General features: G+C 72.8%; 15 protein-coding genes. 7 read left to right on the forward strand and 8 right to left on the reverse strand.

The window, feature by feature from the left end:
- Positions 1–8: 8 nt before the first annotated feature.
- Together ACFUK0_RS15645 and ACFUK0_RS15650 are read right to left on the reverse strand one after the other, a co-directional pair.
- The gene (locus ACFUK0_RS15645) at positions 9–821 is read right to left on the reverse strand and encodes an SURF1 family protein (RefSeq protein WP_380250281.1); all 813 of its coding nucleotides are present in this window, start codon (positions 819–821) and stop codon (positions 9–11) included.
- 48 nt (positions 822–869) lie between these two features.
- Positions 870–1,865, reverse strand: a complete 996-nt coding sequence (locus tag ACFUK0_RS15650; RefSeq protein ID WP_380250283.1) for a DEDDh family exonuclease — start codon at positions 1,863–1,865, stop codon at positions 870–872.
- 154 nt (positions 1,866–2,019) lie between these two features.
- Here ACFUK0_RS15650 and ACFUK0_RS15655 point away from each other — a divergent pair, with 154 nt between their 5' ends.
- From ACFUK0_RS15655 to moaA, 4 genes are all read left to right on the forward strand, one after another.
- Complete coding sequence (locus ACFUK0_RS15655; protein ID WP_380250285.1) at positions 2,020–3,063, forward strand: zinc-dependent alcohol dehydrogenase family protein; 1,044 nt, start codon at positions 2,020–2,022, stop codon at positions 3,061–3,063.
- A gap of 266 nt (positions 3,064–3,329) precedes the next feature.
- A complete protein-coding gene (locus ACFUK0_RS15660; protein WP_380250287.1) occupies positions 3,330–3,692 on the forward strand; it encodes a DUF485 domain-containing protein in 363 nt (120 codons plus the stop codon).
- On the forward strand, positions 3,689–5,317 hold the full coding sequence (locus ACFUK0_RS15665) for a cation acetate symporter (RefSeq protein WP_380250289.1): 1,629 nt from the start codon (positions 3,689–3,691) through the stop codon (positions 5,315–5,317). The genes ACFUK0_RS15660 and ACFUK0_RS15665 overlap by 4 nt, the downstream gene beginning before the upstream one ends.
- Before the next feature lie 108 nt (positions 5,318–5,425).
- A complete protein-coding gene (moaA, locus tag ACFUK0_RS15670) occupies positions 5,426–6,415 on the forward strand; it encodes a GTP 3',8-cyclase MoaA (RefSeq protein WP_380250291.1) in 990 nt (329 codons plus the stop codon).
- A 7-nt stretch (positions 6,416–6,422) separates the two neighbouring features.
- Here moaA and ACFUK0_RS15675 read toward each other — a convergent pair whose 3' ends face one another.
- On the reverse strand, positions 6,423–6,713 hold the full coding sequence (locus tag ACFUK0_RS15675) for a hypothetical protein (RefSeq protein WP_380250293.1): 291 nt from the start codon (positions 6,711–6,713) through the stop codon (positions 6,423–6,425).
- 278 nt (positions 6,714–6,991) lie between these two features.
- A complete protein-coding gene (locus ACFUK0_RS15680) occupies positions 6,992–7,372 on the reverse strand; it encodes a DUF3099 domain-containing protein (protein WP_380250295.1) in 381 nt (126 codons plus the stop codon).
- Positions 7,373–7,610: 238 nt separating this feature from the next.
- On the opposite strand from ACFUK0_RS15680, the gene ACFUK0_RS15685 reads away from it, so the two are divergent.
- On the forward strand, positions 7,611–7,877 hold the full coding sequence (locus ACFUK0_RS15685) for a GlsB/YeaQ/YmgE family stress response membrane protein (RefSeq protein WP_380250297.1): 267 nt from the start codon (positions 7,611–7,613) through the stop codon (positions 7,875–7,877).
- Here the strand turns inward: ACFUK0_RS15685 and ACFUK0_RS15690 are convergent.
- The 4 genes from ACFUK0_RS15690 to ACFUK0_RS15705 all read right to left on the reverse strand — a co-directional run bounded on the left by ACFUK0_RS15690 (position 7,874) and on the right by ACFUK0_RS15705 (position 12,700).
- Positions 7,874–8,434, reverse strand: coding sequence for an RNA 2'-phosphotransferase (locus ACFUK0_RS15690; protein ID WP_380250299.1), 561 nt, complete (start codon positions 8,432–8,434; stop codon positions 7,874–7,876). The genes ACFUK0_RS15685 and ACFUK0_RS15690 overlap by 4 nt on opposite strands.
- Before the next feature lie 29 nt (positions 8,435–8,463).
- Positions 8,464–9,861 (reverse strand): metallopeptidase TldD-related protein, encoded by a 1,398-nt coding sequence (locus ACFUK0_RS15695; protein ID WP_380250301.1) that lies wholly within the window; start codon positions 9,859–9,861, stop codon positions 8,464–8,466.
- Positions 9,861–11,414: a TldD/PmbA family protein gene (locus ACFUK0_RS15700; protein WP_380250302.1), complete on the reverse strand. Its 1,554-nt coding sequence runs from the start codon at positions 11,412–11,414 to the stop codon at positions 9,861–9,863. Before ACFUK0_RS15700 ends, ACFUK0_RS15695 begins: the two co-directional genes overlap by 1 nt.
- Before the next feature lie 140 nt (positions 11,415–11,554).
- A complete protein-coding gene (locus tag ACFUK0_RS15705; protein WP_380250304.1) occupies positions 11,555–12,700 on the reverse strand; it encodes an MBL fold metallo-hydrolase in 1,146 nt (381 codons plus the stop codon).
- A 394-nt stretch (positions 12,701–13,094) separates the two neighbouring features.
- On the opposite strand from ACFUK0_RS15705, the gene fabG reads away from it, so the two are divergent.
- Positions 13,095–13,814 carry a 3-oxoacyl-[acyl-carrier-protein] reductase gene (gene fabG / locus ACFUK0_RS15710; protein ID WP_380250306.1) on the forward strand — a complete coding sequence of 240 codons (720 nt, stop codon included), beginning with the start codon at positions 13,095–13,097 and terminating at the stop codon, positions 13,812–13,814.
- Between the two features lie 4 nt (positions 13,815–13,818).
- A complete protein-coding gene (gene fabI / locus ACFUK0_RS15715) occupies positions 13,819–14,586 on the forward strand; it encodes an enoyl-ACP reductase FabI (protein ID WP_380250308.1) in 768 nt (255 codons plus the stop codon).
- The last annotated feature ends 6 nt before the right edge of the window (positions 14,587–14,592 follow it).

A 14,592-nucleotide genomic window follows, 5' to 3' on the forward strand; every position in this document is an offset into this window, starting at 1 on the left:
GAGCGGGCTCAGGCCGCCGGAACGGGCTCCGGGCCGGCCCCGGCCGCGACGACGGCTTCGGCGGCCTCCTTGGCGCGGTCCCTGGCCTCGCGCCGGACGAGCACCCACACCCCCACCGGGATCATCGCGGTGAACAGCCACCACTGGACGGCGTACGCCATGTGCGGGCCGATGTCCGAGTGGTTGGGCTCGGGCAGCAGTTCGGGCTGGCTCGCCGGGGCCGGTGCGGTGGCGGTCAGCTCCAGGTAGCCGGGCAGTACGGCGGCCCCGCTCCGGCCGGCCTGCTGGGCACTGTTGATCAGGTTGAACTGGCGGTCCGGCAGGCCGCCGCGGTCCCGGATGCCGCTGCCCGCGGCGGTCTCGTCGGCGCGCATCCGCCCGGTGACGGTGACGTCCCCGGCGGGTGCGGCCGGGACGTCCGGGTACACCGTGGCGGACGCGCCGGAGGCCACCCAGCCCCGGTTGACCAGCACCTCGCCCTGCCCGTCGGCGAGCCTCAGCGGGGTGATCACGAAGTAGCCGATGTTGTCCCCGCCGGCGTCGGTGCGCTTGCGGACCACGAACTCGTGCGCCGTGTCGTAACTCCCGGTCGCGGTCACCGCACGCCAGGTGAGGTCCTTGGGAACGGCCCGGCCGGGGGCGGTCAGCGAGTCGAACGCGACGGGCGGTGCGGTCAGCGAGCGCGCGATCAGCTCGTTGCGGGCCACCCGCGCCTCGTGCCGGTGCAGTTGCCAGAACCCCAGCCGGACCGTGGCGGGGATCAGCAGCAGGGCGATCAGCACGGTGACCAGCCAGCGCCGGGAGAGCAGAAAACGGTACACACCGGCACGGTACGCCCACCTCACGCGCGCGCCGGACACCGGGGTCGGTCAGCCCGCCACGTACGGAGCGACCTCGCGCAGCAACTGGAGGAAGGCGTCCTCGCCGACCGCCGGGGTGCCGAGATCGCGGGCCTTGCGGGCCTTGCCGCTCCAGCTGCCGGGCTCGTTGGTCACCAGCAGGCTGGTGAGCCGGCTCACCGAGGTCGCGATGTGCAGGCCGGCCTCCACGGCGCGGTCCTCCAGCACCTCGCGGTCGGTCGCGGTGTCCCCGGTGATCGCCACCCGCATGCCCTGCATCAGCGGGCGGCCGTCCTGCCAGCGCCCGGGGTTGGGGTACGGGCACGGCGGGCGCTTCCTGGCGGCGCGGTACGAGGAGCCCGTCCAGGAGCTGCGGCCGGCCGTCTGCGTCTCCTCCTCGCCGAGGTCGGTGACGGCCACGCAGGCCTGCAGCGGCAGCGGGACGCCCCCCAGCCGGGCGAGGTGCAGGCTGGGCCGGAAGGCCTCGGCGAGCACCCGGGCGTCGTCCAGCGCGTTGTGCGCGTGGCGCTGCTGGACCCCGAAGTGGGCGGCGAGCGAGGCGAGCTTGCCGTTGGGCAGCGGCAGCCGGAGGTCGCGGGAGAGCACCATGGTGCAGATCCGGTGGTCGACCGGCGCGCGCAGGCCGGCCCGCGAGTACTCGCGGGAGATCATGTTCCAGTCGAACAGCGCGTTGTGGGCGACCATCACCCGCCCGCGCAGCCGCTCCGCGAGCTCCTCGGCGATCTCCCCGAAGGTCGGCGCGCCCCGCAGCACCTCGCTGGTCAGGCCGTGGATCCAGACCGGGCCCGGGTCCCGCTCGGGGTTGACCAGGGTGTACCACTGGTCGGTGACCTCGCCGTCGTCGTCCAGCTGGTAGACGCCGGCCGAGATGACGCGGTCCGAGCGGCCGAGACCGGTGGTCTCGACGTCGACCACCGCGAAGCCCCCGGCGGGGGCGGCGGAGCGCTGCGCGGGGACGGGAGCCGCCCACGGGGCGTTGTTCGTCGGTGACTGGATCGCGTGCATAAGCAACCAGGGTAAGGGCCGCGCGGGGGCGCTCCGGCCCGAATGTCGCAGACCGGGTGCCGGAATAGAGTGTGACCGTAGTCGTCGCACATCCAGACGAATGCCCCAGACCGCCCGCACCCCGGCGGCAGCCCCCTGCGAAGGACGATCCCTCATGCGCGCCACCGTGATCCACGGCACCAACGACATCCGGATCGAGGAGGTGCCCGATCCCGTCGTCAGGCACCCCACGGACGCCGTCGTCCGGGTCGTCAACGCCTGCATCTGCGGCAGTGACCTGTGGGCGTACCGGGGCGTGGCCGCCCGGGTGGCCGGGCAGCGGATCGGGCACGAGTTCCTCGGCATCGTCGAGGACACCGGCTCCGAGGTGCGCGACTTCCGGCGCGGCGACTTCGTGGTGGCCCCGTTCGTCTGGTCGGACGGCACCTGTGACTTCTGCCGCGAGGGCCTGCAGACCTCCTGCCCGCACGGCGGGTTCTGGGGCGAGGTCGGCTCGGACGGCGGGCAGGGCGAGGCCGTCCGGGTGCCCTTCGCCGACGGCACGCTGGTGCGGCTGCCCGCGGAGGCGGCCTCGGACGAGAAGCTGCTGCCCGGCCTGCTCGCGCTCTCCGACGTGATGGCCACCGGCCACCACGCCGCCGTCTCGGCGCGGGTGCGGCCGGGCTCGACCGTCGCGGTGGTCGGCGACGGCGCCGTCGGGCTGTGCGGCGTGCTGGCCGCGCACCGGCTCGGCGCGGGCCGGATCATCGCCCTCGGCCGGCACGCGGTGCGGACCGACATCGCGCGCAGGTTCGGCGCCACCGACGTCGTGGCGGAGCGCGGCGAGGCCGCGATCGAGGCGGTCAGGGAGCTGACCGGCGGCCAGGGCGCCCACGCCGTCCTGGAGGCCGTCGGCACCGAGGAGTCGATGCGCACCGCGATCTCGATCACCCGCGACGGCGGGGCGGTCGGCTACGTGGGGGTGCCGCACGGCGGCAGTGCCGGCGTGGACATCGGCCAGATGTTCGGCCGCAACGTCTCGCTGAACGGCGGCGTCGCCCCGGCCCGCGCGTACATCCCCGAGCTGCTCCCCGACGTGCTCTCCGGCGCGATCGACCCCGGCCTGGTCTTCGACCGCACCGTCGGTCTGGACGGCGTGCCGGACGGCTACCGGGCGATGGACGACCGCTCGGCACTCAAGGTCCGGATCACCTTCTGACCCCTCCCCGGAGGGGGCGGGACCACCTGCGGGGCGGCGCCGAGGCGGGCGTCGCCCCGTTCGTACGTCCGAACCTGACGTGTTTCGGCCAATTCGGGAGCGCGCCGGGGTGAAGATCCGGCTGATCGTGCTCAATCTCTTCTCGTGACCCCCGGGTCACTCCTAGCATCGGCGGCGCACAGGACTGTGACGCCCCTCACGTCCGGCTGCCCCCCTGTGCCCACAGTCCCGCACGCCGCCCCGACGAAGAGGCCAGGAGACACCGGGTGGAATCACCGCCGCCGACCGAAACCGAACAGTCGAACGTCCAACGCATCGAGGAGAGCGAGGAGTTCCGCGAGCTGCGGCACTCCTTCCGGAGCTTCGCGTTCCCCGTCACCATCGGCTTCATCCTCTGGTACCTGCTGTACGTCCTGCTCTCCAGCTACGCCCCGGCCTTCATGGCCACCAAGGTCGTCGGCCACATCAACGTGGCCCTGGTGCTGGGTCTGCTGCAGTTCCTCACCACCTTCGTGATCGCCGCCTGGTACGCCCGCTACGCGGACCGCAGGCTCGACCCGCCCGCCACCGCCATCCGCGAGCGCTTCGAAGCGGCCGCCGTCCACGCGCCCCGGGAGGCCGCCGAATGAGCACCCCGCTGGCCACGGCCGAGCTGGCCACCGCCGCCACCGAGCACCGCGGCCTGACGATGACGCTGTTCGGCCTCTTCGTCCTCGCCACCCTGGGCATCACCATCTGGGCCGGCCGCCAGACGAAGGACGCCGCCGACTTCTACGCCGGCGGCCGCGGCTTCACCGGATTCCAGAACGGCCTGGCGATCTCCGGCGACTACATGTCCGCCGCGTCCTTCCTCGGCATCGCCGGCGCCATCGCGCTGTTCGGCTACGACGGCTTCCTCTACTCGATCGGCTTCCTGGTGGCCTGGCTGGTCGCCCTGCTGCTGGTCGCCGAGCCGCTGCGCAACTCCGGCCGCTACACGATGGCCGACGTGCTGGCCTTCCGGATGCGCCAGCGGCCGGTGCGCACCGCCGCCGGCATCTCCACCATCGTGGTGTCGATCTTCTACCTGCTCGCCCAGATGGTCGGCGCGGGCTCGCTGGTCGCCCTGCTGCTGGGCGTCGAGGGCGGCGCCGCCAAGCGCTGGACGATCGTCGCGGTCGGCGCGCTGATGGTCGTCTACGTCGCCGTCGGCGGGATGAAGGGCACCACCTGGGTGCAGATCGTCAAGGCGGTGCTGCTGATCGCGGGCACCGCGCTGATGACCGTCCTGGTCCTCGCCAAGTACCACTTCAACATCTCGGCCCTGCTCGGCGCCGCCGCCGACGCCAGCGGCAAGGCCAACGCGTTCCTGGAGCCAGGGCTCAAGTACGGCGTCACCGGCACCACCAAGCTCGACTTCATCAGCCTGGGGCTGGCGCTGGTCCTGGGCACCGCGGGCCTGCCGCACATCCTGGTGCGGTTCTACACCGTGCCCACCGCGAAGGCCGCCCGCAAGTCCGTGCTCTGGGCGATCGGCATCATCGGCGGCTTCTACCTGATGACCCTGGCGCTGGGCTTCGGCGCGGCCGCCCTGGTCGGCCCGAAGGTGATCAAGGCGTCCAACGCGGCCGGCAACACCGCCGCCCCGCTGCTCGCCGAGAAGCTCGGCGGCGGAGCCGGCTCCACCGGCGGCGCGGTGCTGCTCGCGGTGATCTCGGCGGTCGCCTTCGCCACCATCCTGGCCGTGGTGGCCGGTCTCACCCTCGCCTCGTCGGCCTCCTTCGCCCACGATCTCTACGCCAACGTGATCCGGCGCGGCAAGGTCAGCGAGAAGGAGGAGGTCCGCTCCGCGAAGCTGGCCGCCGTCGCGATCGGCGCCGTCGCCATCGTGCTCAGCATCTTCGCCGAGAAGCTCAACACCGCCGCACTGGTCGCGCTGGCCTTCGCGGTGGCCGCCTCAGCGAACCTGCCCACGCTGCTCTACTCGCTGTTCTGGAAGCGCTTCAACACCCGCGGCGCGGTCTGCTCCGTCTACGGCGGCCTGCTCACCTCGGTGCTGCTGGTGGTCTTCTCCCCGGTCGCCTCCGGCAAGGCCACCTCGCTCTTCCCGCACTCCGACTTCCACTGGTTCCCGCTGGACAACCCCGGCCTGGTCTCCATCCCGGTCGGTTTCCTGCTCGGCTGGGTCGGCACGCTGCTCTCCAAGGAGGGCGCCGATCCGGCGAAGTACGCTGAACTGGAGGTCCGCTCCCTCACCGGACTGGGCGCGCACTAGGTTCACCAGCCGGACGGCACCCGTCGGGTGTCACCGCCTCCGGCTAAGCTGGCCCGGCCTGCCCGTGATGGCGGCCGGGCCAGCCGTACTCCAGGGAAGGGGCGCACGGTGCTCCTCGACACGTTCGGCCGTCAGGCCGTCGATCTGCGGGTCTCCCTCACGGACCGCTGCAACCTGCGCTGCACCTACTGCATGCCCGAAGAGGGCCTGCAGTGGCTCGCCAAACCGGAGTTGCTCACCGACGAGGAGATCGTCCGGCTGGTGACGATCGCGGTGCGCGACCTGGGTGTCCGCGAGGTCCGCTTCACCGGCGGCGAGCCGATGCTGCGCCCCGGGCTGGTGGGCATCGTGGCCGCCTGCGCGGAGCTGGAGCCGCGCCCCGAGCTGTCGCTCACGACGAACGGCATCGGCCTGGCCCGGACGGCCGTCGCGCTGAAGGCCGCTGGGCTGGACCGCGTCAACGTCTCGCTCGACACCCTCGACCCGGACACCTTCCACACCCTGACGCGCCGTCACCGCCACCACGACGTACTGGACGGCCTGGCCGCCGCCGAGGCCGCCGGGCTCGACCCCGTCAAGCTGAACGCCGTCCTGATGCGCGGGGTGAACGACCACGAGGCCGCCGACCTGCTCGGCTGGTGCGTCGAGCGCGGGTACGAGCTGCGCTTCATCGAGCAGATGCCGCTGGACGCGCAGCACGGCTGGGACCGCTCGCAGATGGTCACCGCGGAGGAGATCCTGGAGCGCCTCGCCACCCGGTTCGCGCTCACCGCCGAGCCGTCCGCCGTCCGCGGCGCCGCCCCGGCGGAGCGCTGGCTGGTCGACGGCGGGCCGGCGAGCGTGGGCGTGATCGCCTCGGTCACCCGCCCGTTCTGCCGGGCCTGCGACCGGACCCGGCTGACGGCCGACGGCCAGATCCGCAACTGCCTCTTCGCCACCGGGGAGACGGACCTGCGCACCGCCCTGCGCTCCGGTGCGCCGGACGCCGAGATCGGCGAGCTGTGGCGGGTGGCGATGTGGGGCAAGAAGGCCGGGGCGGGCATCGACGACCCCGAGTTCCTGCAGCCGGAGCGCCCGATGTCGGCGATCGGCGGCTAGGGCCCGTCTAGTTCGGGCTCCCGGCCTCCTCGGCCGCCGTCCACTCGGCGAACGGCAGGACCTCCTTGAGGAAGCTCCGTACGCTCAGGAACTGCGAGAGGTGCTCGCGGTGCTCGTCGCAGGCCAGCCAGGTCTTGCGGCGGTCCGGGGTGTGCAGCTTGGGGTTGTTCCAGACCAGCACCCACCGGGCGTCCGCCCGGCAGGCCTTGGCCGAGCAGACCGGGCTCTGCGGCTGCCCCGCGGCGCCGCCGAAGAGGCTGAGCGGGGGCTGCTGGCCGGGCTGGTCCTGGGGGTTCATGTGGTGGCCGTCCTGGGGCTGGGTGGCCCTCCGGCTGGGGGAGGGGCGGGAGTGTGCACCGCCAGTCTCGCACCCGCGACCGCGCCTGGGCATGGCGACGCCGGGCAGCCACGGGGGGAGCCGCCCGGCGTCGGTCCGTCGCTCCGACGGGGGATGCGGAGCGCGTACGCAGTATGTCACGGTAAGACCCCCACTTGGGGAGATCTTTCATGATTAATCTGAGGTTCCCCTGAGCTTTCTGCCGGTCGAAACAGGTGGAAACCATACAAAGGGGACAGTCAGTCGACGAAGCCTTCCGGCGCCTTCGGCCGGGCCACCGCGCCGCCCGCACCGGCGGCGCCCCCGCCGCCCGTCCCGCCCGGGCCGAGCATCAGCGGCGTCTCGGCCGGCACCGCGAAGGTGCTCGGCAGCCCGGGCGCCCGCTCCCGGCCGGCGTTGGCGATCAGCACCGCGAAGTAGGGCAGCAGCACGGCGCCCGCCAGCGCGGCGATCGCCACGTACCGCTGGACGTCCCACAGGACGACGGCGAGCAGCACGCACAGCGTGCGGAGCAGCATCGAGATCACGTAGCGGCGCTGGCGGCCGCGGACGTCCTCGGTCAGGCTGCTCCGTGCCCCCGTGATCCGGAAGACCTGCCGGCTCTCGGCATCCTTGCCCATGTCCTACCGCCTTCGTCCGCATCCGCATCCGCACACCGCGCCGCGCGCCTCGCGGGGCGGCCTCCTCACGGTACGCCGCGTCCGCCGCGCACAGGAGAGGGGGGACGCCGGCTCCGGGGGCCGTCACCCGGACGCCCGGCCCGGACGCCGGGGTGCGGACGGGCCGGGCGGGGCCAAGACTGTGAACTCACGGGGGGAGCCACCGGCGGTCGGTGGCCCCGGCCCCCGGGGAGTCCGCATGTGGGCAGTCGTCTCGGCACTGATCGAAGGCCTGGTCCTCGGCGCACTGGCGCGCCTGCTGATCCCCGGCAAGCAGGACGTCCCGATCTGGCTGACCATGATCCTCGGAATGATCGGCGCGATGATCGGCAACCTGCTCGCCCGGCTCTTCGGGGTGGCGTACACCGGCGGCTTCGACTGGTGGCGCCACCTCTTCCAGCTCGGCGCCGCGATCGTGCTGATCGCCACCGTGGCGCCGCTCTGGGCGGGCCGCCGGAAGGTCTAGCCCCCCGCGCCCGCCGGGCGGGCGAGGTACTGGGGCGCCACCGCGTCGGTCAGCCAGACCCCGTTCGCGCTGAGCCGGAACTCGTGGCCGGCCGCCGCCATCGCGGTGGCGTCGACGGACAGCACCACCGGACGGCCGTGCCGGGAGCCCACCCGCACGGCCGTCTCGGTGTCCGCCGACAGGTGGACGTCCCGCCGGGACATCGGCCGCAGGCCCTCCCGGAAGATCGCGTCCAGGCTGCGGGTGGCCGTGCCGTGGTACAGCACCGGGGGCGGCACGGTGGCGGTCAGACCGAGGTCGACCGCCACCGAGTGCCCCTGGCTGGCCCGGATCGACAGGCCGTCGTCGGAGAACGCGAAACGCCGCTTGTTGTTCGTCCCGACCACGATCTCCAGCTCGGCGCGGCTCAGGCCGCCCCCGTGCCGGGCCAGCGCGGCGAGCAGTGCGTCCACCCGGACCCAGCCCGCCTCGTCCAGCGTGATCCCGACCGAGGCCGGGTCGTGCCGCAGGATGCGCGACAGCCGCTTCGAGGTCTTGACCGTGCGTTTCTCGTCCACTCTTCGATCATTCCTGTCAGGTGTGGCTCCTACGAGGCCTGGCTCACGGAGCTCATGTTGAAGTCCGCCACCCGGACGGGCGGCATCGCGGCGCGGGTGAACCAGTCACCCCACTCGCGCGGCAGGCAGCGTTCGGTGCGGCCCACCTCGGTGATCCGGCCGAGCAGGTCCACCGGTGACTCGTTGAAACGGAAGTTGTTGACGGCGCCGACCACCTCGCCGTTCTCCACCAGGTACACGCCGTCCCGGGTGAGGCCGGTCAGCAGCAGCGTCGCCGGGTCGACCTCGCGGATGTACCAGAGACAGGTGACCAGCAGCCCGCGCTCGGTGCGGGCGATCATCTCCTCCAGCGTCGGTGCGCCGCCCTGGTCGCCGCTCTCCAGCACCAGGTTGTCGACTGGCGGGGTGAGCGGCAGCCCGGTCAGCCCGGCGGAGTGCCGGGTGGCCAGCAGGTTCGCCAGTTCGCCGTCCCTGATCCAGTCGGTCGCGGCCAGCGGCAGCCCGTTGTCGAACACCGAGGCGTCGGTGGCGGTGGAGTGCGTGAGCACGAACGGCGCGGCCTCCAGGCCCGGCTCGGCCGGGTCGGAGCGCAGGGTGAGCGGCAGCTTGCTCAGCTTGTCGCCGATCCGGGTGCCGCCGCCCGGCTTGGAGAAGACCGTCCGCCCCTCGGCCGCGTCCCGGCCGCCGGCGTTCCAGTGCATGTAGATCATCAGGTCGGCGACGGCCGACGGCGGCAGCAGCGTCTCGTACCGGCCGGCCGGCAGGTCGATCCGCCGCCCGCCCCAGGCGAGGCGCCGGGTGAGGGTCTCGTGCAGCGCGGTGACGTCCACGTCGAGGAAGTCCCGGGTGGCGGCGCCCGCCCAGGCGGAGCCGGAGAGGTCCGCCGTCTTGGCGTTCAGCTCGACGGTGCCGGTCGGCTGGTCGTGGCGCAGCCGCAGGCCGGTGGACGTACCGAGGTAGCTGGACGTCACCTCGTGCCGGGCGAAGCCGTACAGCAGCTCGCCCTGGGCGGCGGCCCGGGCGAACGCCGCGCCGAGGGCGGGCGCGAACGCCTCGAACACCTCGACCGAGGTCTCGGCCGGGGGAGCGGTGAAGTCGGGGGAGGACGGCCGGTCGGTGACCAGCGGCTGCGCGTCCTCGGCCGGCCCGGCGTCGCGGGCCGCCGCCTCGGAGGCCCGGACCAGGCTCTCGACCTCGTCGGTCGTCACGGCCTCGCGGGCGACCACGCCGGAGGCGGTGCCCTCGCCGCCGGCCACCGTCGAGATCACCGTGAGCCGCCGGCCGCGGGTCACACCGTTGGTGGTGAGCGAGTTGCCCGCCCAGCGCAGGTTGGCCGTCGACTCCTCGTCGGCGATCACCACGCAGCCGTCCGCGCGCGAGAGCCCGAGGGCCTGCTCGACCAGTTCGTGGGGGTGGACGATGGCCATCAGTGACCCGCCTCCTGCTGCGTGTTGAGCACGTTGACGTTGCGGAACAGCGCGGACGGGCAGCCGTGGCTGACCGCCGCGACCTGGCCCGGCTGCGCCTTGCCGCAGTTGAAGGCGCCGCCCAGGACGTACGTCTGCGGGCCGCCGACGGCGGACATCGAGCCCCAGAAGTCGGTGGTGGTCGCCTGGTACGCGAAGTCCTTGACCTGGCCGGCCAGCCGGCCGTTCCTGATCGCGTACGCGCGCTGCCCGGTGAACTGGAAGTTGTACCGCTGCATGTCGATCGACCAGGAGCGGTCGCCGACGATGTACAGGCCCTTCTCGACGCCCTCGAACAGGCCCTCGGTGCCGGGGCCGCCCTCGACGGGCTGGAGCGAGACGTTGGCCATCCGCTGCACCGGCACGTGGGCGGGGGAGTCGGCGAACGCGCAGCCGTTGGAGCGGCCCAGGCCCTTGAGGGCGGCCATGCCGCGGTCGAGCTGGTAGCCGGTCAGGACACCGTCCTTCACCAGGTCCCAGGACTGGGTGGCGACGCCCTCGTCGTCGTAGCCGATGGTGGACAGGCCGTGCTCGGCGGTGCGGTCACCGGTGACGTGCATCAGCTCCGAGCCGTACTTCAGGCTGCCGAGCTTGTCGAAGGTCGCGAAGGACGTGCCCGCGTACGCGGCCTCGTAGCCGAGCGCGCGGTCCAGCTCGGTGGCGTGGCCGATCGACTCGTGGATGGTCAGCCACAGGTTGGACGGGTCGATCACCAGGTCGTAGCTGCCGGCCTCGACGCTCGGCGCCTTCATCTTCTCGGCCAGCAGGGTGGGGAGTTCGGCCAGCTCGGCGTCCCAGTCCCAGCCCGTGCCGCGCAGGTACTCGAAGCCGCGGCCGGCCGGCGGTGCGAGGGTGCGCATCGAGTCGAAGGCGCCCGTCCGCTCGTCGACCGAGGTGGCCTCCAGGACCGGGTGCAGCCGGATCCGCTGCTGGGTGGTGACGGTGCCGGCGGTGTCGGCGTAGAACTTGTTCTCCTGCACCGTCAGCAGCGTCGCCGTGACGTGCGAGACGCCGTCGGCGGCCAGCAGCCGGGAGCTCCAGCCGGCCAGCAGCGCGGTCTTCTCCGCGTCGGGCACCTCGAACGGGTTGACCTCGTACGCGGAGATCCAGGTGGCGTCCGCGTACACCGGCTCGGGCGCCAGCTCCACCAGCTCCTTCGAGCCCGCCGCCCGGCTGATCCCGCCGGAGAGCCGGGCCACCGCGACCGCCTGCTCGGCCACCCGGGCAGCCGCGTCGGTGGTCAGGTCGACCCCGGCCGCGAACCCCCACGCGCCGTCCAGCAGCACCCGGACGGCGAAGCCCAGTTGCACGCTGTCGGAGGTGCCGGCCGGCCGGGCGTCGCGCAGCCGCCAGGACGCGCTGCGGACCCGCTCCAGGCGGAAGTCCGCGTGCGAGACGCCGAGTTCGCGCGCGCGGCCGAGCGCGGCATCGGCCAGCGCGCGCAACGGGTAGGCGAGGAACAGTGGATCGACGGCGCGGCCGTTCGGTGCGCCGGCGCTGGACGTGGGGGGCATCGGGCTCCCTGGGTCGGGGACGATTCGGAGGGTCAGGCCCCCGCGCAGGGGCGCCCGTACCGAATCATCACCCGTCCAGGGGCTTTCGGCCAGCAGATTTCACGGTGTGCCAGGCGCGCCGCCCGCCGTGCCGCCGCCGGTCAGGCCACGCCCTCCCACCAGCCGTCCAGCTCCGGCGGGTTGTCCACGTCCACCCGCTCGCCGGGGCGCGGCACGGCCAGCGGCACGGCCTGCGCCTTCGCCTCCGCGAGCAGCCGCTCGACCGGCTCCGACCACGGGTGCAGGCCCAGGTTGAAGGTGCACCAGTGCACCGGGACGAGCAGCCCGGCCCGCAGGTCCCGGTGAGCGGTGACGGCGTCCTCCGGCGTCATGTGGATGTCCGCCCAGGCCTCGTCGTATGCGCCGATCTGGACGAGCGCGGCGTCGAACGGGCCGTGCTGCTCGCCGATCGCCGCGTACCCCTCGAAGTACCCCGAGTCGCCGGTGTAGAACACCTTGCGCGTGGGGCCGGCGATCACCCAGGAACCCCAGAGCGTCGTGTTGCGGGTCAGGCCGCGGCCGGAGAAGTGGTGCGCGGAGGTGAGGGTGAGCACCAGGTCGCCCAGGGTGCACGTCTCGTTCCAGTCCAGCTCGATGATCCGGTGCTCCGGCACGCCCCACCGGCGCAGGTGCCCGCCGATGCCGAGCGGCACCGCGAACGGCGCGGACTGGCTGAGCACCAGCCGCTTCACGGTCGCCATGTCCAGGTGGTCGTAGTGGTCGTGCGAGATCAGCACCGCGTCGACCTGCGGCAGCTCCTCCAGCTCCACCGGCACCGGGTGCAGCCGCTTCGGGCCGACCTGCGCGGCGGGGGAGCAGCGGTCGCTCCAGATCGGGTCGAGCAGCACCCGGGTGCCCTCGATCTCGACGAGCGCCGAGGCGTGCCCGTACCAGGTGATCTCCACACCCTCGGCGGCCGGGCGCGGCCCGCCGAGCGGACGGATGGTGGGCACCGGTCCGGACGGCGTCCGGCCCTCGCGCTCGAACAGCATCCGGCGCACGGTCGAGCGGTCGAAGTCCGGCGTGGACGTGTCCCGGGCCAGCGCGGACGGCGCGTTGTGGAACGTGCCGTCCCGGTACTGGGGGGAGCTGCGGACCCGCTCCTCCCGCTCGCCGTCGGGGCGCCGGCCGAAGGCCGCCGGCAGGTCGCGCAGCGACCAGGCGGCCGCCCCCGCTCCCGCTGCCAGGGCGGCCAGGGCCAGCAGTCGTCCCCGTCGGCCGGTGGTACCGGGCTGTGCCTCGCTCATCAGGGCTCTGCCTTCACTGGGATTCGTCGGGCTGGAAATCGTCGGGCTGGGATGCGTCGGGCCGGGGGCGCCGGCGCCGGGTCGTGACAAGTCCGCGCGGGCGACCCTTGGTTGTCCGCACCGAGAGGGCAACGGGCACGGCCTCCCGAGTTGTTCCCGCCGCGCCCGACCACCCTGGTGACAACCGTGCCACGGCGGCCACGATTGTCAGAACGCGACAGTTCAGCAGGTACGGCGCTGTGGGAGCCCGATTCGTCGCATCCTCCGCACGACCGATAGCGTCACACTGTGTGCGCGTTTCGACGTACGCGGACGATCAGGCAGGCAGCACCGGGCACCCCCCACGCAGTCGCCGCCCGTTCCCCCACAGTCAACAACGGAGAGAGGTGGATCGTTGAGCCGCTCGGTTCTCGTCACCGGAGGCAACCGGGGCATCGGCCTCGCGATCGCCCAGGCTTTCGCCGAGGCGGGCGACAAGGTCGCCATCACCAGCCGCTCTGGTGAGGTGCCCGAGGCGCTGGCGAAGTACGACGTGCTCGCGGTCCGCTGCGACATCAACGACTCCGCGCAGGTCGACGCGGCCTTCGGCGAGGTCGAGGCGAAGCACGGTGCGGTCGAGGTGCTGGTCGCCAACGCCGGCATCACCAAGGACACCCTCCTCCTCCGGATGACGGAGGAGGACTTCACCTCGGTCGTCGACACCAACCTCACCGGGGCGTTCCGCGTGGTCAAGCGCGCCTCGAAGCTGATGATGCGGGCCCGCAAGGGCCGCGTCGTGCTGATCTCCTCGGTGGTCGGCCTCAGCGGTTCGCCCGGCCAGGCGAACTACGCCGCGTCCAAGGCCGGCCTGGTGGGCTTCGCCCGCTCGCTGGCGCGCGAGCTCGGCCCGCGCAACATCACCGTCAACGTGGTCTCGCCCGGCTTCGTGGACACCGACATGACCGCGGTCCTCAGCGACGACCGTCGCAAGGAGATCGTCGCCGGAGTGCCGCTCGGCCGCTACGCCGCGCCCTCCGAGATCGCCTCCACCGTGCGGTTCCTCGCCTCCGACGAGGCCGCGTACATCACCGGAGCCGTCATTCCTGTCGACGGCGGATTGGGCATGGGGAACTGAGCACATGAGTGGAATTCTTGAGGGCAAGCGGATCCTGATCACGGGTGTGCTGATGGAGTCCTCCATCGCCTTCCACACCGCCAGGCTGGCCCAGGAGCAGGGCGCGGAGATCATCCTCACCGCCTTCCCGCGCCCCAGCCTGACCGAGCGCATCGCGCGCAAGCTGCCCAACCCGGTCAAGGTCCTGGAGCTCGACGTCTCCAGCGACGAGCAGCTGGCCGGCATCGCCGACCAGGTCCGCGAGCACCTGCCGACCCTGGACGGCATCGTCCACTCGATCGGCTTCGCCCCGCAGGACGCCCTCGGCGGCAACTTCCTGAACACGCCGTGGGAGTCCGTGGCCACCGCCATGCAGGTCTCCGCGTTCTCGCTGAAGTCGCTCACCACGGCGCTGCTCCCGCTGATGCAGGACGGCGGCTCGGTGGTCGGCCTCACCTTCGACGCGCAGTTCGCCTGGCCGCAGTACGACTGGATGGGCCCGGCCAAGGCCGCGCTGGAGGCCACCTCCCGCTACATGGCCCGTGACCTGGGCTCGCGCAACATCCGCTGCAACCTGGTCTCGGCCGGCCCGATCGGCTCGATGGCCGCCAAGTCCATCCCCGGCTTCTCGGAGCTGGCCTCGGTCTGGGACGCCCGCTCCCCGCTGAAGTGGGACCTCTCGGACCCGGAGCCGGCCGGCCGCGGCGTCGTCGCGCTGCTCTCGGACTGGTTCCCGAAGACCACCGGCGAGATCATCCACGTCGACGGCGGCCTGCACGCCATCGGCGCCTGACCGCAC

The organism is Kitasatospora sp. NPDC057223, from assembly GCF_042669755.1.
Taxonomy (GTDB): Bacteria; Actinomycetota; Actinomycetes; order Streptomycetales; family Streptomycetaceae; genus Kitasatospora.

Excerpts from the sequence above, each read along its gene's own strand:
- fabI (WP_380250308.1), top strand. The coding sequence starts at position 13,819 with ATGAGTGGAATTCTTGAGGGCAAGCGGATCCTGATCACGGGTGTGCTG.
- ACFUK0_RS15665 (WP_380250289.1), top strand. The coding sequence starts at position 3,689 with ATGAGCACCCCGCTGGCCACGGCCGAGCTGGCCACCGCCGCCACCGAG.
- ACFUK0_RS15700 (WP_380250302.1), bottom strand. The coding sequence starts at position 11,414 with ATGCCCCCCACGTCCAGCGCCGGCGCACCGAACGGCCGCGCCGTCGAT.
- ACFUK0_RS15675 (WP_380250293.1), bottom strand. The coding sequence starts at position 6,713 with ATGAACCCCCAGGACCAGCCCGGCCAGCAGCCCCCGCTCAGCCTCTTC.
- ACFUK0_RS15705 (WP_380250304.1), bottom strand. The coding sequence starts at position 12,700 with ATGAGCGAGGCACAGCCCGGTACCACCGGCCGACGGGGACGACTGCTG.
- ACFUK0_RS15680 (WP_380250295.1), bottom strand. The coding sequence starts at position 7,372 with ATGGGCAAGGATGCCGAGAGCCGGCAGGTCTTCCGGATCACGGGGGCA.
- ACFUK0_RS15650 (WP_380250283.1), bottom strand. The coding sequence starts at position 1,865 with ATGCACGCGATCCAGTCACCGACGAACAACGCCCCGTGGGCGGCTCCC.
- ACFUK0_RS15695 (WP_380250301.1), bottom strand. The coding sequence starts at position 9,861 with ATGGCCATCGTCCACCCCCACGAACTGGTCGAGCAGGCCCTCGGGCTC.
- ACFUK0_RS15655 (WP_380250285.1), top strand. The coding sequence starts at position 2,020 with ATGCGCGCCACCGTGATCCACGGCACCAACGACATCCGGATCGAGGAG.
- ACFUK0_RS15685 (WP_380250297.1), top strand. The coding sequence starts at position 7,611 with ATGTGGGCAGTCGTCTCGGCACTGATCGAAGGCCTGGTCCTCGGCGCA.